Here is a 21,440-nt window from a genome sequence, read left to right as displayed (position 1 = left end):
CCCTGTCGGGCGGCCCGCGCAGTGTGTTCCGCCGCTCCCGGATGTCGATCGCACCCGCCCCCAGATGTTCTTGCCCGTTGCTCGAGAGGTGCCTGCCGGCACCTGTAGTCCAAGCAATTGATGTCGCCGTCGGGCATCCCGCCTGGCGGATCGCAACCGCTTACCGGACACCGAGGATCAGACAATGCTCATTCCAGGCCTTACGGCAGGCGCACAGGCGCCAGCCGAGCTGCACACCCGTTGGTCGCCGTGGCGTTCCCTGCTGGGGGCGCTGGCGGGACAGCCTCGGCCCGGCAGGGTCGACAGCGATCGCGGTCATGCCGAGCTGGCCGCCCAGGTGGCCGCACTGCATCGCGTGCAGGCGGTGATCGAATTCGATCTGGATGGCACCATCCTGCAGGCCAACGACAACTTCCTGCAGGCGGTGGGTTATCGTCTGGACGAAATCCAGGGCAGGCATCATTCGCTGTTCGTCGATCCCGATCAGGCGTCCAGCGCCGAGTATCGGGACTTCTGGGCCCGGCTGGGACGTGGCGAGTTCGACGCCGGACAGTACCGACGGCTGGGCAAGGGCGGGCGCGAAATCTGGATCCAGGCGTCCTACAACCCGGTGCTGGACCCGCAGGGCCGGCCCTTCAAGGTCGTCAAGTTCGCGACCGACATCACCGCGCAGAAGCTGCAGGCCGCGGACTCGGCGGGGCAGCTTGCCGCCATCGACAAGTCGCAGGCGGTGATCGAGTTCAGCCTGGACGGGCACATTCTCTCGGCGAACGCCAACTTCCTCGCCGCCACCGGCTACAGCCTGGAAGAGGTGCGCGGCCAACACCATGCGCTGTTCGTGGAGCCCGAGCTTCGCGGCAGCCTCGAGTACCGCCGGTTCTGGGAAAAGCTCGGGCGCGGCGAGTACGACGCCGGGCAGTACCGGCGGCTCGGCAAGGGCGGCCGCGAGATCTGGATCCAGGCCTCCTACAACCCCATCCTGGATGGCAACGGCAGGCCCTTCAAGGTCGTCAAATACGCTACCGACATCACCGCGCAGGTGCATGAGAACCAGGCCATGCAGCGTGCGGTGGCGCAGACCCGGGAGGTCGTGGCGGCGGCCAAGCAGGGCGACCTGACCCGAACCGTCGCCATTGCCGACAAGAGTGGCCCCATCGCCGAGCTGTGCGATGGCGTCAACGCGCTGGTCGAAGCCATGGCGGGCATCATCGGCCAGATCAAGTTCGCTGCCGATACCATCGCGGTCGGCGCGACCGAAATCGCGCAGGGCAACAGCGACCTGTCGCAGCGCACCGAACAGCAGGCGGCCTCGCTGGAAGAAACCGCCGTGTCCATGAAGGGCCTGGCCGATACGGTGCAGCGCACGGCGGCCAATGCGCGCCAGGCAAGCCAGCTGGCCGGCGGCGCAGCGGAGGTGGCTGCGCGTGGCGGCAGCGTGGTGCACGAGGTGGTGGCGACGATGGCCTTGATCAACGCCTCCTCGCGTCGCATCGTCGACATCATCGGGGTGATTGACGGCATCGCATTCCAGACCAACATCCTGGCGCTGAACGCTGCCGTGGAGGCGGCCCGTGCCGGCGAGCACGGCCGTGGGTTCGCGGTCGTCGCCACCGAGATCCGCGAACTTTCGCAGCGCTCGGCCAGCGCCGCCAAGGAGATCAAGCAGCTGATCGACACATCGGTGGCCAATGTCGGTGCGGGCACGGCGCAGGTGGAAAGTGCTGGCCGCACGATGGACGAGATCGTACTCAACGTGCGCAGGGTCAGTGACCTGGTCACCGAGATCAGCAGCGCCTCGCAGCAGCAGAGCGATGACATCCAGCAGATGAACCACGCGGTGGACCTGATCGACCAGGGAACCCAGCAGAACGCGGCGCTGGTCGAGGAAGCGTCCGCCGCGGCGCGCAGCATGGAAGAACAGTCGGCCCACCTGCTGCAGACCGTCGCCGGATTCCGTGTGCAGGGGGCGGCGGGCGGCGCTGCCCTGCAGCATGGCGTGCCGACCCTGCGCGTGGTCTAGGCGCGGAGGGCAGGGGCCGCTGTACGTTCCGGCAAAGCCTCGCCGCGGACGCAGTTGCGGCCCGCGCGCTTGGCCCGGTACAGGGCCTGGTCCGCACGTTCGACCACGCTGTCCGGTTCCTGCCGAGCATCGGCAGCCAACCATGCCACGCCGATGCTGACGGTTACGCTGGACGGGCCGGACGGCAGCGCGGCGTCTTCGACCGCCACGCGGATGCGCTCGCCCATGGCCATCGCATGGGCCACGTCGGAGGAAGGCAACGCAGCGATGAATTCCTCGCCGCCGTAGCGGGCGAGCAGGTCGTCACCGCGCTGCAGGCAGCCATCGATGATCGCGGCCACCGCCTGCAGGCGGCGATCGCCCTCCGGGTGTCCGTAGGTATCGTTGAGGCGCTTGAAGTGGTCGATGTCGATCATCAGCACCGCCAGGCCCAGGCCCTGGCGCCGCGCGCGCCGTTGGGCGCCCGGCAGCGATTCATCGAAACTGCGGCGGTTGCCCAGCCCGGTCAGCGGGTCACGCCGGGCCAGCGCTGCCAGCTCGTCGCGCTGGCGCTGGATGTCCACCTGGCTCAGCACGCTGCGCAGTGCATAGCCCAGCATGGCGCCGATGAAGCCCACCGTTGCCATCGTCTGGTTCGTGCGCGCCATCAGCAATGCGACCAGCATCAGCAGAAGCGGCAGCATCAACGGCACGCTGGCCTCGACGAAACGCCGCAGGTTGCGCGGGACAGGCGGCGCGGTCCTGCGCCGCGGACTGCCGGCGATCACCGCCAGCAGCAGGAACAGGCCGCTGATGAGCAGATCTGCCCATCCGCCGTCCGGGGTCTGCGGCCGATACCGGCTGACGTACTGCTCGATCAGGAAGTAGCCGAGCAGGAACAGGGTGAGGGTGCGGAAGAAGTCGCGGCGATCTGCGTTGTCCTCGGCCAGGTAGCGGATCAGCGCGAAGCTGAACAGCAGGCTGTTCTGCGTGGTGCTGATGGGGTTCAGGCCATGCGTCCACAGCGCGGTATCCAGCTGCGCAGTCGATTGCGCGTGCGTGTAGTACAGCAGCCAGAGCAGACCGATGATCGACAGGTCGACGCTGCGGACATGGCGGTTCCGGCTGTCGGCGCTGGCGGCCACGTAGGTCAGCGGGATGCGATAGAACACGTAGAGGATCAACGATGTCAGTGCGACCTGCGCCGGCCAGGCATCGGTGATGCCTGGAAACAGCAGTGGCAGCAGTGCGACCGGAAACAGGCTGACGGCGAAAGCGAAGGTCCTCCATTTGCAGGCGGCGTGGCTGTCACGCGCACGGCGCACGCATGCCATGGCCGCCAGCAGCGGCGCGGCGCTCGACATCAGGAACGAACCCACCGGATCTCCAGGGCCTGCCAGGCCGACGACGAATGCATGCGTGACCAGAAAAAACAGTGCAGCCGGCAACGTCATGCATTCCCCCGCCCCCAGGTACGGCCAGTCACGATAGGCAGATGCGCGTGCGCCTTGCAAGAATTCCGCAGCGTTGGCCTGCTGGCAACGTTGTCAGCTGCGGCGCGCACGGTGGCGGCGCTGGGCGGTCGCCGCGCGGGAGGGGCGACGCAGGTGACGGGCCGGAAATGCAGAAGGCCAGGTCGTGGACCTGGCCTTTGATGCATGGTGCCGGTGAAAGGACTCGAACCTTCATGGGGTTGCCCCCGGCTGATTTTGAGTCAGCTGCGTATACCATTCCGCCACACCGGCAGGCAGCGGGTGATTTTACCCGAGGTCGAGCGCACTTTCATAGAGGCTGCCCGGCGCGGGACGATTGCGGCCGAATCTGCCGGCATTGCCCCCGTGATCGCTATACTGCGCCGGCGTGATATGCACAGGAGCGGGAATCGATGGCGGCGTTGCAGGACCTGCGGGTACTGGTGGTCGAGAACGACGAGATGAGCGCGGCCCTGCTGCAGATGCAACTGGTGCAGGCCGGTGCACAGGTGGTGGGGCTGGCTGCGAGCGTCGGCGAAGCACTGAGGCTGCTGGAAGAAACCACGCCGGACGTGGCGCTGCTGGACTATCGCCTGGCCCACCAGGAAACCAGTGAGCCGGTCGCGGCGGCGCTGGCCGCCCGCGGCGTGCCCTTCGTGCTCGCGACCGGCATGTCGGCGGAGCAGCTGCCACAGGCCATGCAGTCGGGTGTGCTGCTGGTCAAGCCCTACCTGTCGGCGGAGCTGTCGCAGGCGCTGGCCCGCGCGGTCGGGCATTCCAGCGCCCGCGCCTGATCCAGGCGCGGTGCCCGGACGATCCGGCCGCAGTGCGTGCTCAGGCGGACTCCTCAAAGACGTAACGGATCTCCTCGCGATCGTCGAGGATGCGGTATTGGCTGGCCAGATCGCCAGGTTCCGGATTGAGCCATGCATCGAGGTGCTCGGGCCGGATCGGCACGATGCCGCGATCATGGCCGGCGGCGGAGATATCGGCCGGCGGCGTATCGGTGATGGTCGCAAATGAGAGGAGGCGTCCTTCGGGGCCGTCCCACTCGGACCAGAGGCAGGCTACCAGCAGGTCGCGGGGCGGGTCGGGGCGGAACTCAAGGACCACATCTCCCGTCCTGTCATCAGGGGCCGGTGCGCGTCCGCCAACCGCGTGCCGGGACACATGCTCGTAGAAGGCCTGGATGACGACCACGCCATGACGCTGCCCGAAAGCGCCGCGCCAGTAGCCTTCCAGGCTGTCACGGCGGGCGTTGTAACTGCCCGGATAGAGCACGTCGTTGCGCGCGGGCGCATCCGGCAGACGGCACCGGTAGCGCATCGGCTTGATCACCCGTTGCCCGTTCTCGCTCACCATCACCGGCGCGTAGGTGCCGGGGAAAATGCGGTTGTCGCGAGGCAGCAGCTGCACGCGATGCAGGTCGTCGAGCCGGGTCTGCGCGCGATCGATGCGGTTGCCGGCGATGCGCAGCTCGTTGCGCGCCTTCAGTGTGGGACGGGTGGCCAGGGCTGCGATTGCGATGTCGCGGCGTTCGCGCTGCTGGGCCAGCTCGGCTTCCAGCGTGGCCTGCTCCTGTGCATGCCACCGCTGGATCCGGGCCACGATGTCGCGGCCGAGCTCCGTGCGCGCGCCAGCGAAGCCGTCATCCATGGCCTTGGGCGTCCTGGGCTGCTTTTTGCCGGGGTCGTACGCGTACAGCGCGGCGAACTCCTCCAGCGACAGCACGGCACCGAACTCGCGCACCAGCTTGGCGTAGTCGGCCCGGATCAAAGCGGAGTAGCACATGCGATATCTGCCGGGGTGGGTCGCGGCGGCTGCGACGCGGATGCGGCAGGATAGCCTGACACTCAGGGAGATTCCGCATGAACGATCCTGCCCATTGCCATTTCCGTGAAGGCGTGCCCACGGTCGAGGCCTATTGCCAGCTCCGGGCGCTGGCCGGGCTCAGCGCCAAGACCGCCGAAGCGGCTGCACGTGCGCTGCCCAATACCCTGTTCGGTGTCTGCGCCTATCAGGGCAGTGAGCTGGTGGCGATGGGCCGGATCGTCGGCGATGGCGGCTGCCACCTGCAGGTCTGCGATATCGCCGTGCTGCCGCCGTTGCAGGGGCAGGGACTGGGCAAGGAGGTGATGCGGCGTCTGGACGAATGGATGCAGGCCAACCTTCCGCCTTCGGCCTATGTGAGCCTGCTCGCCGATGGCGAGGCACATCGGTTGTATGCGCAGTACGGATTCGCGCCGACGGCGCCAGCCTCGATCGGAATGTATCGACGCTTCTGAAAAGAAAAACCCCGGCCGAAGCCGGGGTTTTCAGAAATTGGCGTCCCCACGGGGATTCGAACCCCGGTCGCCACCGTGAAAGGGTGATGTCCTAGGCCTCTAGACGATGGGGACGCACGAAAACTTCAAGTTGTAGAACCTTCGACGGCCTGATGTCGAAAGTGGTGGAGCCAAGCGGGATCGAACCGCTGACCTCCTGCATGCCATGCAGGCGCTCTCCCAGCTGAGCTATGGCCCCATGAAACCAGGATGCCTGCCGGGAGCAGGGTCCTTTTGAAACTGGCGTCCCCACGGGGATTCGAACCCCGGTCGCCACCGTGAAAGGGTGATGTCCTAGGCCTCTAGACGATGGGGACGCACGAAAAACTTCAAGTTGTAGAACTTTCGACGGCCTAATGTCGAAAGTGGTGGAGCCAAGCGGGATCGAACCGCTGACCTCCTGCATGCCATGCAGGCGCTCTCCCAGCTGAGCTATGGCCCCGTGTTACCGAGCCGCCTATCATACCTGCGTGTTCACGTTTGTGGAAGCCTTTTGAGCTTTTTTCGTTCCGGCGCCCCGCATACGATCCGGGAGACCACCGTAACGCCACAACCTGAATGCCGGTTGGCGGTGAACAAAAAAGACCCGGTTATCGGCCGGGTCCTCGTTGTTCGTGATGAGTGGCGTCCCCACGGGGATTCGAACCCCGGTCGCCACCGTGAAAGGGTGATGTCCTAGGCCTCTAGACGATGGGGACGCAATTCTCATCAATGTTCTTTAGCGACCTTTCGACGGCCTAATGCCGAAAGATTGGTGGAGCCAAGCGGGATCGAACCGCTGACCTCCTGCATGCCATGCAGGCGCTCTCCCAGCTGAGCTATGGCCCCACGTCGCTGAGGAGCGAAATAATAGCGATGCCCCCTGGGGTTGGCAAGCATTTGTTGCACTTTTCTTCACGTCCGCGGCCGGGTGCGCCATCGTTCCGCCGGGTGCCTGGTCACTCGCCGTCTTCGGTCAGCGCCGCCAGGATCGGGCAGTGCACCAGCGCACCGTGGCCAGGGCAGGCCTCGACCAGTTGCGACAGTGCAGCATGCATGCGCTGCAGTTCGTTCATGCGCTGCTCGATGTCGCGCAGGCGCGTCCGTGCGGTGTCACGCACGCTGCCCATGTCGTGCTGGTGCTGGTCGCTCAGTGCGAGCAGTTCAGCGATCTCCTCCAGGCTGAAACCCAGCGCCTTCGCACGGCGGATGAAACGCAGGCGACGCAGGTCCTGCTCGCCGAAGATGCGGTAGCCACCGGCCGAACGTGCCGCGGTGGGCAACAGCTGCTGGCGCTCGTAGTAGCGGACCGTATCGATCGGGACGCCGGCCCGGCGCGCCAGCTGACCAATGTTCATGGCGGAATTCCTCGGGTTTCCGGTCGCCATTCTGAACCCTTGAGTCTGGTCCAGGGTCAATGCGATGTGTGAGATACGCATCCAGTGCACTTTGCAACTTTCTTCATAGCCTCGCCGATGGAGCACTTTCTACCCTGCACCTGAACCGGTCATTCGCTGGCCAGAACCGAGGAGGTGCACCGTGGAGGGAATCAGGAGCGAGGGGTTCGTTGAAGTGGGGGTGGTCGAGTACCCCGGTGGCGACCCGTCGGCAGCATCGGTACTGGCTGAAATGGCACATGTGGCCAACCGCGTGGCGCAGCAGCAGCGGCGCCCGTTCAAGCGGGTGCTGGTGACCCGCTGGATCGTGCCGGCCAGCCGCAGCGGGGTACATCGCATCGCGGGCGCGGACATGCTGGACGCGGCCATTCCCGCGGTGATCGCGGTTCCGGGCCAGGTCAGTTCGACGGCCTCTCTTCGTACCGATGAAATCCTGCTCGACTGGCTCCGTGCGCACTACGACGGCGGCAGTCTGCTGGCGGCCGCGGCGGATGGGGTGAGCGTATTGGCCCGGGCCGGCCTGCTGGCGGGCCGGACCGTGTCGGGTCCGGATCTCAGCCGCCATCCCGGACTGGTGGCGCAGGCTGTCAGCTGGGTACCCAGCGAACGCGCACTGGTGGACGATGGTGATCTGCTGACCGTCGCAGGTGTGCAGGCATGGCGCTTTCTCGGCCTGCGACTGCTGCACCGGCTGTTCGGTCAGGGCGTGGCCAGCGCGGTGGCCACGCAGCTCGCGATCACCGTTCCGGAACCGATCCAGCAGGATCTGGAGCGCTTCAGCGCCAACTTCGCCCATGGGGACCGCGACGTGCTGAAGGCCCAGCGCTGGCTGCACACCACGGCGGCGCGCGGCGCCACGCTTGCTTCGATCTGCGAAGTGGCCGGGCTGGAGCCGCGCACTCTGCAGCGCCGCTTCCTCAGAGCGACCGGGCTGCGTCCGATCGAATACTGCCAGCGACTGCGGGTGGCCAAGGCGCAGACATTGCTGCAGCAGGGGGCGGGTATCGATGAGGTGGCCTGGGGGGTCGGCTATGCCGATCAGAGTGCGTTCCGGCGTCTGTTCCTGCGCATCGTCGGCATGACGCCGGCGAACTATCGACGTCACGTCAGCAACAAGCGCCGCGAACGCCCGCTGCTGCCCTCCGTGGCAGGGAGCCTGCGCGGATTGGCGCCGGCGCCGACGCCGGGCATTCAGATGGGGCGCAGCGCGGCTTGACGATTGACGGTCGGTCGTCGCGCTTGCATCGCAGGCGCGACGCTTCGACCATGCGGTCAGTCGATCGTTGAGTGGGTGGAATGATGTCCAGCGTTGGGCCGGTGCCGATGCCGGTCGTTCTGATTCTGATCTGTGTACTGATTGCGATGACGATCGCCCGGCTCTGGCCCGGTCGCCGTGCGCAGGGACCGCAGCCTTCGGCGGCCGGCATGGTGCTGGATATGCTGCTGGTGGGGCTGCTGTGTGGCCGCATCAGCTTCGTCGCCGTCAATGCGGCGCTGTATCGCGACTCGCCATGGAGCGTTCTGCAGATCACCGATGGCGGATACCACCTGGTCGTCGTGCTGATGGCTGGGTTGGCGTGGGGATTGTGGCGGCTGCGTGGACATCCCGCGCTGCGCCGGCCGGTACTGGCAGCAGCGCTGGCAGGTACGCTGCTGTGGGGCGCAGCCACTCACGGCGTGTCCGGGTGGCAGGCGCGGCATATGCCGCTGCCCAGGCTGGAGGTGATGGACCTGCAGGGCCGTGTCATCGATCTGCAGCAGTTCCGCGGGAAACCCGTGGTCGTGAATCTATGGGCAACTTGGTGTGGTCCGTGCCGACGTGAAATGCCCGTGCTGGCAGCCGCGCAGGACGCACATGACGATGTGCGGTTCGTGTTCCTCAATCAGGGAGAAAGTCTGGACGAGGTCCAGGGTTTCATTGCCGGCGAACGCCTGCAGCTGCGCAACGTGCTGCTGGATGACGATGCTGCCGCATCTGCGGCGCTCGGGGTGCAGGCGTATCCTTCTACCCTGTTCTTCGATGCTGACGGACGCCTGCAGGAGCTGCATCTGGGTGAACTGACCATGGCAGGGCTTGAACACAAACTGCGCCGGCTGCGGTAGCCTGCGCTGGCATCCCACTATGGAGTTCCCATGTCGTTGATTTCCCTGCGCACCGTTCCTGCGGTGCTGTTGCTGCCGGCCCTGCTGGCCTTGGCCGCCTGCAGCCAGGCGCAGACGCCACCGGGCAAGGCAGGAGCTGCGCCGGCAACCGGTGCGCCGGCCTCCGCTGCCAAGGGGGATCGCCCGGCGGTCCTGAAGGGCATCGAGAAGCATGGTTTCGAGGTCGTCGCCGAGTTCGACGCACCGGGTGGGCTGCGCGGCTTTGCCGGCGTGGTCGGTGGCCAGCAGCCTGCCGCCGCTTACGTGACCGCGGACGGCAAGCACGTGGTGGTAGGCAGTCTGTTCGATGCCGAGGGTAACGATGTCGCCGCTGATGCAGTGGAAAAGCTGGTGGCCGCGCCGATGTCGGCCAAGATGTGGAGCAAGCTGGACGCCAGTGCATGGGTGCGGGATGGCAAGGCCGACGCACCGCGCGTGGTCTACACATTCAGTGATGCCAACTGCCCGTACTGCCACAAGTTCTGGGAGGCGGCACGCCCATGGGTGGATGCCGGCAAGGTGCAGCTGCGTCATGTGATGGTCGGTGTGATCCGCGAGGACAGCCCGGCCAAGGCGGCCGCGATTCTGGCCGCACGCGACCCCAGCGCGGCGCTGCTGGAGAACGAGCGCCAGTTCGACCGCGGTGGCATCAAGCCGCTGCCGAACATCAGCCGCGAGATCGCGGGGAAGCTGGATGCCAACCAGGTCCTGATGATCGAGATGGGCTTCCAGGGTACGCCGGGGATCCTGTTCCAGGATGCGCAGGGCCAGGTGCAGCGTCGCTCCGGTCTTCCACAGGGTGCCGATCTGCAGACGGTGCTGGGTCCACGCTGAAAAGCGATCCTGCATGCAGGGTGTCATCGACAGGCCCGTACGGAAACGTGCGGGCCTGCTGCGTTTGCATGGCCACGACGACGTGAACGGCTGCGCAGTGCTTGTTCGCCGTCACGTCTGAATCGTGACTGAGATCAAGCATCGTGCCTTGATTCCAATCAAGGCCAAAAACGACGTGCGCACTAGCCTGTGACGCATGAAATACAGCGATATCGCTTCTGCACTGCTGCACACGCAGGGCTCTACCCAGAGCATGCCTGCATCGCAATTCACGACACTCTCACTCTGCGCTTGCTACCCAGACTGCTCCGGTCGCTGCCTCATCGGCGGTGCGAACCTGCCGGCGACCGTCTGTCTTAATCGCAGTATCCGTATTTCCAGCAACGGCGGAGCGAAGCCAGGACGGCGCACGCGTGCGGTCCGGCATCGCGTGGCGAGTGTTCGTGCACGGGGGATGCAATGCGCATGGCAGTACTGACTCTTGCCTGCCTGGCCGCGCTGGCCGCTGCGCCGCTGCAGGCGCAGGCGGTTGCCGACGACGACGCGCAGGCGCTGCGCCGTGAGATTGCGGCGATGCGACAGGCCCTGGAAGGCATGCAGCAACGCCTGGACCAGCTCGAGCGGCATGATGCGGGCGTCGCGCCTGCTGCTACGGCTACGCCCGTGTCCCCAGCTCCGGCGACGACGGCCGCCACATTGCAGCCCACCCGCGTGCCCGGCGTGGCGCAACCGGTGCTGCCGGCGCGCGAATCAGTGGCGGACCCGTCGACGGCCGCCTCGCGTCCAGACAACGCTGCCAGCCCCACCGACGCTGATCTGAAAGGCTTCTTCGCCATCCCCGGAACCGACACGGTCATCCGCATCGGCGGCTATGCCAAGCTCGATGCCATCGCCGACTCGCGCCGGGCGGGGGACGAGGACCAGTTCATCCCTTCATCGATGCCGGTAGGGGACAGCCATCGCGATGTTTCCAACTTCAACATCCACGCCAAGCAGACGCGGTTCAGCTTCGAGGCGCGCCGGCCGACCACGCACGGCAACCTGCGCTTCTATCTGGAGAATGATTTCTTCGGCAGCAGCGACGGATACCAGTTCCGCCTGCGCCACGCCTATGGGCAGCTTGGCAATACCTATGCCGGCTATGGCTACTCCAGCTTCATGGATGCCGACAGCCTGCCCGATACGCTGGATTTCGCAGGCCCGGGAGGTGCTGGCTACCTGCTGGTGGCCGGCATCCACCACAGTTTCGCGCTGGGCAAGGGAAGCACGCTGACGATCGCCGCCGAAGACCCGGAGACGGAACTGGCCGGGGCCAGCGAGACGCTGGCGGCGGTGAACCGGCTGCCGGATGTCACGGTAACCGCGCGCATGGAGCGCGATTGGGGCCACCTGCAGATGGGTGCGGTGGCCCGCAGTCTGGCCTATGACGGCCAGGACCAGCGCGACCGGCGCATCGCCGGCGGCCTGCAGCTCAGTGGTTCTGCTTCCGTGGGCGCGCGCGACCTGCTGCTGTTCGGCGTGCTGGGCGGCCGCGGCCTGAGCCGCTACACCGCTGATCTGACCGGCTCCGGCCTGGATGCCGTGGTGGATGCGGACGGTCGCCTGGAGGCACTGGATCTGCACGGCGGCTTCGTCGGTTACACCCATTACTGGTCCGATCTGTGGCGCTCGAATCTGATTTTCGGACAGCTCACGCTGGAGCGGAACACCGCTCTTGCCAGTGACGCGTTCCGGCAAAGCCGTTACGGCGTCTTCAACCTGATCTGGAGCCCCGCGCCCTCGTGGACGATGGGCATGGAGCTGCTTTACGGCCGCCTGCAGCAGCAGGACGGTGCACGCGGCGACACAGTAAGAGTGCAGGGCAGCCTGCAGTACAACTTCATCAAATAGGCGCCAGCGGCAGCACGCCAGCGCAGCCAACCCCCATGCCCGGCGCAACCGGGCTGATGCCGGTACAGGAGATTGTCATGGCAGAAGCAAAGAAGATCGGTGTGGTGGGAGCCACCTTCCTCGTCGCGGGCAACATGATGGGCTCAGGCGTATTCCTGTTGCCCTCCAGCCTGGCCAAGATCGGTACCGCCTCGATCTGGGGCTGGCTGATCACCACGGCGGGTGCGCTGCTGTTGGCGTTCGTGTTCGCCAAACTGGGCAAGCTGGCCCCGAAGGCCGGCGGCCCCTATGCCTATGCGCGCGACTGGTTCGGCCCCTACATGGGCTTCCAGACCAATACCATCTACTGGTTCGCCAACTGGATCGGCAATGTCGCCATCCCGATCGCGGCGGTGGGTTACTTCAGCTACTTCTTCCCGATCCTGTCCGAGCCGCTGGTGCGCTGCATCGCGGTCCTGGTGCTGGTGTGGGCGCTGAGTTTCGCCAATGTGATCGGTCCGGCCTTCGTCAGTCGCGTGCAGACCGTCACCACCAGCTTCGCGCTGGTGCCGATCCTGGGCATCGCCATCTTCGGCTGGTTCTTCTTCGATGCCGACATCTTCAAAGGGGCCTACAACGTCTCCGGTGAATCCAACTTCGGTGCGATCTCCAGTGCAGCCGCACTGACGCTGTGGGCGTTCATCGGCGTGGAGTCAGCGTCGGTGACCGCCGGCGTGGTCGAGAACCCTGAGAAGAATGTCGCGCGCGCTACGCTGGCCGGCGTGTTCCTTGCGGCCATCGCCTACATCGCCAGTTCGTCGGTGATCATGGGCATGGTCCCCAACGGTGAACTGCAGACTTCGGACGCGCCGTTCGCCTTGGCGGCGGCCAAGGCCGTGGGGGGGTGGGGCGGTGCGCTGGTCAGCCTGTGCGCGTTCATCGGTGCGGCCGGCTCGCTCGGTGGCTGGATCCTGCTGACCGCACAGAGCGCGAAGGCCGCATCGGATGATGGCCTGTTCCCGAGCATCTTCAGCAAAACCAACAAGGATGACGTGCCGGTCAAGGGCGTGCTGATCGTGGCGGTGCTGATGACGCTGGCCGTGCTGGTCACTTCCACCTCGGAAACGGCATCCGCGCAGTTCGATGTGATCACCTCGGCCGCGGTGGTGCTGACCCTGCTGCCCTACATCTATTCCTGCGTGGCCTGCTACTTCGTGGTCGAACGCTCGCACACCCTGGTGCATACCGGCGCGTTCTGGACCTTGACCAGCCTCACCGTCGTGTACTGCCTGTGGGCGATCTATGGCTCGTCGGGAACGATCGTGCAGTACGCCTTCCTGTTCGTCCTGTTCATCACCGTGTTCTATCCCTTCTTCAGCGAGGAGCGCCGCCAGCAGCGGCAGCGTGCCCGCGAGGCGGCGGCGATTTCTGCCGGCGCGCAGCATTCCTGATTCGGACAAGGAGAAGCAACGTGTATTTCAAGTCATTGGACTATCCGGTCATAGTCATCGACGGTGATTACGACTCACCTCGCATCGGCGGCATCCTGATCCGCGCTCTGGTGGAAGAGCTGCGCAGCAACGACCAGCGCGTGCTGTGCGGGTTGAACCTGGATGATGCCCGTGCAGGAGCACGCACCTATGTCGCGGCGTCGGCCGTGCTGATATCGATCGATGGCAGCGAGGAGGTCGATGGCGAGTTCCAGCGCCTGACCGCGTTCCTGCGCGAGCAGAGTGCGCGCCGCGCGAATCTGCCGGTCTTCCTGTATGGCGAGCGCCGTACCATCGAGAAGGTACCGAGCAAGCTGCTCAAGTACATCCACGGCTTCATCTTCCTGTTCGAGGACACCAAGAACTTCATCTCCCGGCAGGTGATGCGGGCCGCTGAAGACTACATGCAGCACCTGCTGCCGCCGTTCTTCAAGGCGCTGATCCATCACGCCGCCGAGTCGAACTATTCCTGGCATACGCCCGGCCATGCCGGTGGCGTGGCCTTCACCAAATCACCGGTTGGCCGTGCATTCCACCAGTTCTATGGCGAGAACACGCTGCGCAGTGATCTGTCGATCTCGGTGCCGGAGCTGGGATCGCTGCTGGACCACACCGGGCCGATCAAGGACGCCGAGAACGAAGCGGCCCGCAACTTCGGCGCCGACCATACGTTCTTCGTGACCAATGGCACCTCCACGGCCAACAAGATCGTATGGCACGGCACGGTGGCGCGGGGCGATGTGGTGTTCGTCGACCGCAACTGCCACAAGTCGCTCCTGCATGCGCTGATCATGACGGGCGCGGTACCCGTGTACTTCACGCCCAGCCGCAACGCGCACGGCATCATCGGCCCGATCAGCCTGGACCAGTTCACTCCGGAATCGCTCCAGCAGCGCATCGCCGCGAACCCGCTGGCGAGCAAGGCATACACGGCGGGCTCCAAGCCGCGTATCGCCGTGGTCACCAACTCCACCTACGATGGCCTGTGCTACAACGCCGAGAAGATCGCCGACGAGATCGGCAGTGCGGTGGACTTTCTGCACTTCGATGAGGCCTGGTATGCCTACGCCGCATTCCATCCCTTCTACGAGAACCACTACGGCATGGCCAAGGGCAAGCCGCGCGAGCAGGATGCGATCATCTTCACCACGCACTCCACCCATAAGCTGCTTGCCGCGTTCTCGCAGGCCTCGATGATCCATGTGCGCAACTCGGCACAGCGCAATCTGGATGCGGAGCGTTTCAACGAATCATTCATGATGCACACCTCCACCAGCCCGCATTACGGCGTGATCGCTGCCTGTGATGTCGCGTCGAAGATGATGGAGGGCGAGGCCGGTCGCTCGCTGGTGCAGGAGATGCACGACGAGGCGATCGCATTCCGGCGCGCCATGCTGCATGTGCGCGACGATCTCGGCCGTGATGATTGGTGGTTCAGCGTATGGCAGCCGACCAAGGTCGAGCGCAGCCTTGACAAGGGCGACACGCCGGCGCCGATGGTGGCCAAGCGGGAGGAGTGGTACCTGCAGCCGGATGGGCACTGGCATGGTTTCGAGAACCTGGTGGACGACTATGTACTGATCGATCCCATCAAGGTGACCCTGCTGACCCCCGGCCTGTCGATGGATGGCGGAATGGGCCGGCTGGGTATTCCAGCGGCGGTGCTGAGCAAGTTCCTGTGGGGTCGTGGCATCACTGTGGAGAAGACCAACCTCTACTCGGTGCTGTTCCTGTTCTCGATGGGGATCACCAAGGGCAAGTGGAGCACGCTGGTCACCGAGCTGATGGCGTTCAAGGAGCTGTATGACCGCAACGCCCCCCTGAGCCAGGCGCTGCCGACGCTGGCGGCGGACTATCCCGTTGCCTACGCCGGCTGGGGACTGCGCGACCTCTGCGATGCGCTGCACGCCTTCAACCAGGAGTTCGCAGTGGCCCGGGTAATGCGCGAGATGTACGTGGACCTGCCGACGCCGGTGATGACCCCGGCCGATGCCTACAACCATCTGGTGAAGGGGGAAATCGAACGGGTGGACATCGAACAGCTCAGTGGCCGCATCGCGGCGACCATGCTGGTGCCGTACCCGCCCGGCATTCCCACCATCATGCCGGGCGAGCGCTTCGGTGCCAGCGATGAGCCCATCATCGAGTCGCTGCGCATCGCACGCGAGCAGAATGCGCGCTTCCCGGGCTTCGAGTCGGACGTGCACGGACTGATCATCGAGCACGACGGCGAGACCGTTTCGTACAAGGTGGAAGTGCTGAAGGCCTGAGCCACTCCGTGGTCCTCCGCACGCGTCGCGGTGCGGAGGACTGCCAAGGAGGGGGCCCGGTGCACCGTCGCGTTGATCCGGTTGCCGCATCTGGCAGTGGTTGGCCGAGATCGTAGCGGAGGCGCGGACCGTCTAGCGCAGGTAGTACTCCACGGGCACCACCAGTTCCTGCGGTGCCTTCATTTCGTCGGGAATGCGTGGCAGCGGCTGTGCGCGGCGGAAGGTCTGCAGCGCCGCGTCATCGAGCAGGGACTGGCCGCTGGACTGCTCCAGGCGCAGCGCCAGAAGGCGTCCGTCGCGGTCGATGCTGGCGCGGACCCAGCTGGTGCCCTGCTGGCGCCGCGATCTAGCGCTGGAGGGGTAGTAGCGGTATCGCTCCAGTCGTGCCATCAGCCGCGCTTCCCACTGGTCGCTGGCAGCGCCGGCCTGGACGTCCGCGGGTGGGGCGTCCGGAGCAGGCGGCGCGGCCGTGATCGATGCCGGTGCGGGACGGGCATCGGCCGCGGCCGCAGGTGGGGCGACCTGCGTGGGTTGCCGGCCGGCGCCGGCGATCTCGCTGGCGGCCAGTTCGCCTTCACGCGCGTGGGTCGGCGCGGGTGGCGGCGGCGATTTCCGTGGCTGCGCGGCGCGCGCCTGTTGCGCCTGGCTGGGCTGTTCGGCCTGGCGTTCCTCCACAGGCTGTGGCGGTGCAGCCGGCGCAAGCAGGCGCAGGCTGATGCGCACATCCTGCTCTGGCGGCGGCAGCGTAGGCGGGGCTGCCACCCAGTGCACGAGCAGCAGCAGCGGCAGCAGGTGGACCCCGACGGTGATCGCCATTGCCTGCCAGTGTTGCCTGCGTTCACTCATCTGCGATCACCCACAGCAGGTCGGCGTCGCTGGCGTCGATGGCTTCTTCCGCCGATGCCAGAGCGACCACCAGCGCAGGCGCGGATGCGGGCAGATAGCCCGGTACGCCGGTGCCGCGCAGCACATGCCAGCGGCCGGCAACCAGCAGCGCGGGTGTCTGTGCGGCCGCCAGTACCTGCGCCATACGCGAATCGCGGGCCTGCTGAACGGCCAGCATGCCTTCCAGCAGCGGTGCGGCGTCGGCGTGCTGGGCCAGCACTACGTTCGACAGGCGGTGGCGTGCGCCAGGCACCGGGAAGCGCGCCGGTGCCGACGAAGCGAGCAGCGCGTCGACCTCCGCACGCGAGAGGTTGCCACCGTGCAGGGCGATGCCTGCAGCGGCGGCATCCTGCACCAGTCCGCCATAGGCCGACCACGGCCAACGGGGGTCCCAGCCCAGCAGTTCCTGCAGGTGTTGCCCGTCGGCACGGTTGCCCTTGTCCAGCCAGCGCTGCACGCGCTGCAGGCGGGGCTGGCGTTCACTGCCGATCATCTCCAGGACCAGCGCACCCTGTGGTCGCTGCTGGTGCAGGGCCTGCAACAGCCAGCGTTCGGCGGCATGGTCGGCGGCGACGTCGTGGCGTTCCCCCAGCAGCAGGTGCCGGGCGGCGGCGACGCGCTGCACGAACGCCGCTTCCTGCAACGGCCGGCCGCTGGCCAGGTCGATCACCGTGCCGGGCATCGACTGGGCCTGCCCGGTCGCCAGCACGGCAAGCAGGCACAGCGGCAACCAGCGTCGGCTAGAACGCCACGTTGACGCCCATCGAGACGGTGCGGCCGCGGCCGTTGCCGCGGTCCAGGATCGGGCTGAAGATGCTGTCGATCGAGGCATTGTTGTCATAGGCTTTGTTTTGCAGGTTTTCGATGTTCAGCCATACGGTGGTGCTGGCCTGTGGCTTGAAGCTGGCGTAGAAGTCCAGCAGCACACCCGTGCCGCGGGTCTTGCGGGTCTGGAAGAAGTCGTAGCCTTCCTCAGTGGGGCCGGAGTATTCGGCGCGCACGCCGGCCTGCACGCGCTGCTGCCACCAGCGACCGCCGACGTCCAGCGTCCAGTAGCGGTCGGGAAGCGTGGTGATGTCTTCCAGGTTGACGAACTCGATGGTGGGCGCGCTGGTGTGTGATCGTGTCCAGCTCAGCGTCGCGTGATAGTGCACGCTGGCGTAGTGGGCCTCCAGCTCGATGCCACGCATGCGCACCACGCCCGGGTCGTTCATCCAGCGGGTGGTGACGCTGAAGTCGTCCACATCCAGCGCATCGGTCCAGGCCGAAAGCTGCGGGTCGCTGTCGATCGGTACCACGACGGGCTCGATTTCCGGTGGATGCACGATCAGCAGGTACTGCGGCTTGATGTAGTCGCGGATGCGGTTGTCGAAGCGGGTCACCCGCAACTGGGCCAGGTCGCCGTCGCGCAGCAGCGAGTCGGTGCTGAGATTGGCGCCGAACTGCAGGTTGCGCGAGCGTTCGCGACGCAGGAATGGATTGGCGCCTACGCCATCGGCATCGCTCATGCCTTCCAGCGGAATCTTCTCGAAGAACATCTCCTGCACGCGTGGGGGCCGCGACGTCCGCGAGGCCTCGGCGTACAGCTGCAGCCAGTCGGTTGCCTGCAACGAAACCGAGAGGCTGGGACTGAGTGCATGTTGGCGGCGGTGGATGTCGATGCCCCCGCCGTTGATCCGGGTGCACTGTCCCGGCACATCCGAACAGGTCGGGATATGCCCGCGGATGCCGTAGCGATCCTGGTGCAGCCCGGTGGTCAGTGCGTAGATGCCGTACTGCAGTTCGAGCGTACTGAACACGCTGTCCAGCTGGCTGCGCCCCTGCGGGTTGGCGCCGCGCAGGGTGGGTGTATCAGCAACGAAAATGTCCGACTGGTGCTTGAGGCCTGTGTTCCAGCGTGCCTGCAGCGAGCCGATCTCGAAGCGGCTGGTGTTGTCGATGTTCCAGCTGCTCAGGCTGCTGTGGGTACGCCGGCCGATGTAGCTGGACACTTCCACCGGCGGATAGAACAGCCGCGTCTTGTTGGCGGCGAAGCTGGCGCGCAGATCGATCCAGGGCGTGTAGGGCGTGTAGTGATAGCTGGCGCGCTGGTTGCGTGCCGAAATCTGCCACGGGTAGTTGTGATAGAAGTCGTTCTCGTAGCGCATGTGGCTCAGGTCCAGCCGGTGCAGCTCACTGGGTTGCAGGCGGGCCTTGAGCAGCCAGCTTCTGGGGTGCTGGCTGCCCGGGTCGGCGCTGTTCTTCTGCCCGTTGGCGGTCGCGTACTCGCTGCTGCGGCTGCTGCTGGCCGCCGCAAGCAGGCCGAACTGACGGTCACCGCCTTCCTCGCTGTGGCGCCAGGCGCCGGCGAAGGTGCGGCCAGTGCCATAGCCGTTGTCGCCGTGCCGGTAGCCGGCGCGCAGGCCCCAGTCGCGGCTCTCACCCAGCAGGTCATCGATATCCAGCGTGCGGAAGTTGGCGGTACCGGCCAGGGTGCCAGCGCCATCGCCGCCAGCGACGGCACCGCGCTGCACATCCACCCCGGCCAGCAGGAATGGATCGACATAGGCGAACGGGCCCCCGGAGCCGTGCCCGGCGTTGTTGCGGAAGGTCTGGGTGACACCGTCGATCATCGTGTTGACGCGGCCGGCGCCGGTCATGCCACGGATGTTGACCTGGAGGCCGGGCTGGCTGCGCGAGTGGAAGCTGTGCGTGCCGGGCATCGAGCGCAGCAGGCTGTTGCCCTCCTGGCGTTCGGCCATCGCCACGCGTTCACTGCCAACGGCTGGCGCGAAGCCATCGCGGGTGGCGGGGACGTACTGGCTGGCGCCGGTGCCGGGCGCATGGCCCTGCGCAGGAGTGCCCTGCACGCGCAACGGACCGGTGCGGCGGCTGCCATCGCTGGACTCGGCAGGCGCCGGCTCGAGGGTGGCACGCCTTGCATCGATGAAGCGGGGCCGCAGGCCGGTGCCGACCAACAATTGTGACAGCGCCTGCCTGTCGTCGAAGTTGCCGCGCAGCGCGGGCGCCATCTGGCGCTGGGGCAGCGCGCCACCGATCACCAGATCGATGCCGGTGAGCCGGCTGTAGGCATCCAGTGCGCCGGCCAGCGGCTGTGCAGGCAGGTCGTAGTGGCGGGTTGCGGTCTGTGCCTGGGCATGGTCGGACAGGAATGGAACCGGGCTGGCGCAGGCCAGCGACAAGGCCAGGACAAGGGGGCGGTGGGACAGCATCGAGGTCTCCAGGGAGTGACGCAGAGCGTCGTCAGCCTGGGAAGACGCACGGGCAGGGACGATGTCAGGGTGCATGGCCGGTGCCCTGCGTTGATGACAGCCACAGCTGCAGTCCGGGACCGATGCGCAGCACGCGGACCTGCAGTTGCCGGGCGAGCTGGTCGCGGGTGCCGGTGGCGCCGGTGGCATTGCCCAGCACGGTGACCCGCTGCTGGCGCAGGCGCGCGCCCATGATCCAGGTGTGCCCGCCGTCCCAGCGGTCCAGCCCCCGGGCGACATCCTCCAATGGTGCCGATACCCACTGCAGGCGCCGCTCGCGCCAGGCGAGCACGCCTGCCGGTGCGGCCGACGGGGTGCCGGGTGTCTGGCCATCGAAGCGCAGTTGTTCGCCCTGGCTTGCCTCTCCGCTGCCGCTGCCGCTGTCCACCCGCACCTGGTGTTCGGTGACGGTCACCACGCTGCTGCCGTTCTGCACGGCGACATCGAATGCGGTGCCCAGCGCGGTGACCCTGCCATGCGGCGTGCGCACCTGGAACGGCCGGTCGGCATCGGCGGCAACCTGGAACCAGGCCTGTCCCTTCTTGAGCTGCAACTGCCGGCGCTGCCCGTCGATGCGGACGCGCACCTCGCTGCCCGGAGACAGCACGACGCGCGAACCGTCCTGCAAGGGTGTCTCGCGGATCTCGCCGACGGTGGTGCGCAGCACCAGTTCTGGCGGCGGTGCGTCCTGGCGGAGCGACAGGCCCAGCACGCACAGCAGCACGGCGCCGATGCCCGCCTCGCGCAGGGCGCGCCGGCGGTGACGCTGCTGCTGGCGTTGCAGGCTGGGCAGGCCGGCACCGGCCTGCCACAGCTGCTGCAGGTGCCGGTACTGTGCTGCATGGCGCGGGTCTGCCTGATACCAGTGGGCGAACGCGCGCTCGTCGCGCGTACCGTCATGGCCGTCGAGCCACCAGCGTGCGGCTTCGCGTGCGATCGTGTCCTGACTCATGGGCCGGGCACCTGTTGCAGCGCGACCAGCGCGCGCATCAGGTGTCCATGCACGGTCTGCCGGCTGATGCCGAGCTGGCGACCGATTTCGGCCAAGGCCATCTGTTCGACCCGGGCCAGCAGGAACACCTGCCGCGAGCGCGGCGGCAGAGCGGCGATGATCGCGTCAAGGTGACGCAGTTGTTCGAGATCGAGCAGGCGTTGTTCCGGCAGGGGCGCCGGATCGGCGAGGGTGGTCAGAGAGGCTTCGTCCAGCGGGTCTTCCCGGCGGCGCTGGCGTTGCCGGTAATGGTCGGCGATCAGGTTGTGGGCGACGCGGTACAGGTAGGCGCGGCCATTGCTGAGCAGGCCACTGGCGGCGACCTTGACGAAACGCAGCCAGGTCTCCTGGACGACGTCATCGGCATCGCTGCGTTGCGGGAGTTTGCGGCGGACGTGGGCGTGCAGCGGCCGGTAATGGGCGGCGCACAGATGCGCGACATCCGTCGGTTCGACAGGCGTGGACACGGGGCGGGCTACAACTGGGAAAGGGAACAGCCCGCGGCGGCAAGGGCAGCGCCTGCACCTTACAGTAAAA

The 21,440-nt window shown here is 66.5% G+C and carries 17 protein-coding genes and 7 tRNA genes; 9 read left to right on the top strand and 15 right to left on the bottom strand.

Annotation, left to right across the window (positions count from 1 at the left end; translation table 11 throughout):
- Positions 1 to 184 precede the first annotated feature (184 nt).
- The gene (locus tag ABE543_RS17330; protein ID WP_346475942.1) at positions 185 to 2,020 is read left to right on the top strand and encodes a methyl-accepting chemotaxis protein; all 1,836 of its coding nucleotides are present in this window, start codon (positions 185 to 187) and stop codon (positions 2,018 to 2,020) included.
- Here the strand turns inward: ABE543_RS17330 and ABE543_RS17325 are convergent.
- Together ABE543_RS17325 and ABE543_RS17320 are read right to left on the bottom strand one after the other, a co-directional pair.
- Entirely contained in the window at positions 2,017 to 3,453 is a 1,437-nt protein-coding gene (locus ABE543_RS17325) for a GGDEF domain-containing protein (protein WP_197601000.1), read from the bottom strand. The two genes, ABE543_RS17330 and ABE543_RS17325, sit on opposite strands and share 4 nt — an antisense overlap.
- Positions 3,454 to 3,658: 205 nt before the next feature.
- Positions 3,659 to 3,744: transfer RNA gene (locus ABE543_RS17320), tRNA-Leu, on the bottom strand.
- Between the two features lie 140 nt (positions 3,745 to 3,884).
- Between ABE543_RS17320 and ABE543_RS17315 the strand changes: the two genes are divergently transcribed.
- Complete coding sequence (locus ABE543_RS17315) at positions 3,885 to 4,265, top strand: response regulator (protein WP_053520434.1); 381 nt, start codon at positions 3,885 to 3,887, stop codon at positions 4,263 to 4,265.
- A 40-nt stretch (positions 4,266 to 4,305) separates the two neighbouring features.
- Here ABE543_RS17315 and ABE543_RS17310 read toward each other — a convergent pair whose 3' ends face one another.
- Positions 4,306 to 5,262 carry an SOS response-associated peptidase family protein gene (locus ABE543_RS17310; protein ID WP_053520435.1) on the bottom strand — a complete coding sequence of 319 codons (957 nt, stop codon included), beginning with the start codon at positions 5,260 to 5,262 and terminating at the stop codon, positions 4,306 to 4,308.
- 77 nt (positions 5,263 to 5,339) lie between these two features.
- Between ABE543_RS17310 and ABE543_RS17305 the strand changes: the two genes are divergently transcribed.
- Positions 5,340 to 5,756, top strand: coding sequence for a GNAT family N-acetyltransferase (locus tag ABE543_RS17305; RefSeq protein ID WP_065182734.1), 417 nt, complete (start codon positions 5,340 to 5,342; stop codon positions 5,754 to 5,756).
- A gap of 38 nt (positions 5,757 to 5,794) precedes the next feature.
- Here the strand turns inward: ABE543_RS17305 and ABE543_RS17300 are convergent.
- From ABE543_RS17300 to ABE543_RS17270, 7 genes are all read right to left on the bottom strand, one after another.
- A tRNA-Glu gene (locus tag ABE543_RS17300) sits at positions 5,795 to 5,870 on the bottom strand.
- A gap of 48 nt (positions 5,871 to 5,918) precedes the next feature.
- A tRNA-Ala gene (locus ABE543_RS17295) sits at positions 5,919 to 5,994 on the bottom strand.
- Positions 5,995 to 6,036: 42 nt separating this feature from the next.
- Positions 6,037 to 6,112 (bottom strand) — tRNA-Glu (locus ABE543_RS17290).
- A gap of 49 nt (positions 6,113 to 6,161) precedes the next feature.
- Positions 6,162 to 6,237 (bottom strand) — tRNA-Ala (locus ABE543_RS17285).
- Between the two features lie 180 nt (positions 6,238 to 6,417).
- Positions 6,418 to 6,493: transfer RNA gene (locus tag ABE543_RS17280), tRNA-Glu, on the bottom strand.
- Positions 6,494 to 6,547: 54 nt separating this feature from the next.
- A tRNA-Ala gene (locus ABE543_RS17275) sits at positions 6,548 to 6,623 on the bottom strand.
- A gap of 110 nt (positions 6,624 to 6,733) precedes the next feature.
- The gene (locus tag ABE543_RS17270) at positions 6,734 to 7,132 is read right to left on the bottom strand and encodes a heavy metal-responsive transcriptional regulator (protein ID WP_065175310.1); all 399 of its coding nucleotides are present in this window, start codon (positions 7,130 to 7,132) and stop codon (positions 6,734 to 6,736) included.
- 181 nt (positions 7,133 to 7,313) lie between these two features.
- Here ABE543_RS17270 and ABE543_RS17265 point away from each other — a divergent pair, with 181 nt between their 5' ends.
- The 6 genes from ABE543_RS17265 (at position 7,314) to ABE543_RS17240 (ending at position 15,776) form a co-directional block, all read left to right on the top strand.
- Positions 7,314 to 8,387: a helix-turn-helix domain-containing protein gene (locus tag ABE543_RS17265; RefSeq protein WP_065182735.1), complete on the top strand. Its 1,074-nt coding sequence runs from the start codon at positions 7,314 to 7,316 to the stop codon at positions 8,385 to 8,387.
- An 83-nt stretch (positions 8,388 to 8,470) separates the two neighbouring features.
- Complete coding sequence (locus tag ABE543_RS17260; protein WP_346475944.1) at positions 8,471 to 9,274, top strand: TlpA disulfide reductase family protein; 804 nt, start codon at positions 8,471 to 8,473, stop codon at positions 9,272 to 9,274.
- 30 nt (positions 9,275 to 9,304) lie between these two features.
- Positions 9,305 to 10,147: a thiol:disulfide interchange protein DsbG gene (gene dsbG / locus ABE543_RS17255; protein WP_065182736.1), complete on the top strand. Its 843-nt coding sequence runs from the start codon at positions 9,305 to 9,307 to the stop codon at positions 10,145 to 10,147.
- Positions 10,148 to 10,606: 459 nt separating this feature from the next.
- A complete protein-coding gene (locus ABE543_RS17250) occupies positions 10,607 to 12,037 on the top strand; it encodes a DcaP family trimeric outer membrane transporter (RefSeq protein WP_253120162.1) in 1,431 nt (476 codons plus the stop codon).
- Positions 12,038 to 12,114: 77 nt separating this feature from the next.
- Positions 12,115 to 13,467: an arginine/agmatine antiporter gene (gene adiC / locus ABE543_RS17245; protein WP_053517667.1), complete on the top strand. Its 1,353-nt coding sequence runs from the start codon at positions 12,115 to 12,117 to the stop codon at positions 13,465 to 13,467.
- Between the two features lie 20 nt (positions 13,468 to 13,487).
- Positions 13,488 to 15,776 (top strand): Orn/Lys/Arg decarboxylase N-terminal domain-containing protein, encoded by a 2,289-nt coding sequence (locus tag ABE543_RS17240; RefSeq protein WP_065175308.1) that lies wholly within the window; start codon positions 13,488 to 13,490, stop codon positions 15,774 to 15,776.
- 132 nt (positions 15,777 to 15,908) lie between these two features.
- Here the strand turns inward: ABE543_RS17240 and ABE543_RS17235 are convergent, their stop codons facing one another.
- From ABE543_RS17235 to ABE543_RS17215, 5 genes are all read right to left on the bottom strand, one after another.
- Positions 15,909 to 16,622, bottom strand: coding sequence for an energy transducer TonB (locus tag ABE543_RS17235; protein WP_193396824.1), 714 nt, complete (start codon positions 16,620 to 16,622; stop codon positions 15,909 to 15,911).
- A complete protein-coding gene (locus tag ABE543_RS17230; protein WP_065182739.1) occupies positions 16,615 to 17,391 on the bottom strand; it encodes a ChaN family lipoprotein in 777 nt (258 codons plus the stop codon). Before ABE543_RS17230 ends, ABE543_RS17235 begins: the two co-directional genes overlap by 8 nt.
- Before the next feature lie 10 nt (positions 17,392 to 17,401).
- Complete coding sequence (locus ABE543_RS17225; protein ID WP_346475941.1) at positions 17,402 to 19,873, bottom strand: TonB-dependent receptor; 2,472 nt, start codon at positions 19,871 to 19,873, stop codon at positions 17,402 to 17,404.
- Positions 19,874 to 19,937: 64 nt separating this feature from the next.
- Positions 19,938 to 20,864, bottom strand: coding sequence for a FecR domain-containing protein (locus tag ABE543_RS17220; protein ID WP_346475940.1), 927 nt, complete (start codon positions 20,862 to 20,864; stop codon positions 19,938 to 19,940).
- Positions 20,861 to 21,370 carry an RNA polymerase sigma factor gene (locus tag ABE543_RS17215; protein WP_346475939.1) on the bottom strand — a complete coding sequence of 170 codons (510 nt, stop codon included), beginning with the start codon at positions 21,368 to 21,370 and terminating at the stop codon, positions 20,861 to 20,863. The genes ABE543_RS17220 and ABE543_RS17215 overlap by 4 nt, the downstream gene beginning before the upstream one ends.
- Positions 21,371 to 21,440 lie beyond the last annotated feature (70 nt).

This window comes from Stenotrophomonas sp. TWI169 (assembly GCF_039674705.1).
Classification (GTDB): domain Bacteria; phylum Pseudomonadota; class Gammaproteobacteria; order Xanthomonadales; family Xanthomonadaceae; genus Stenotrophomonas; species Stenotrophomonas maltophilia_P.
This window is presented reverse-complemented; position numbering and strand designations above follow the sequence as displayed.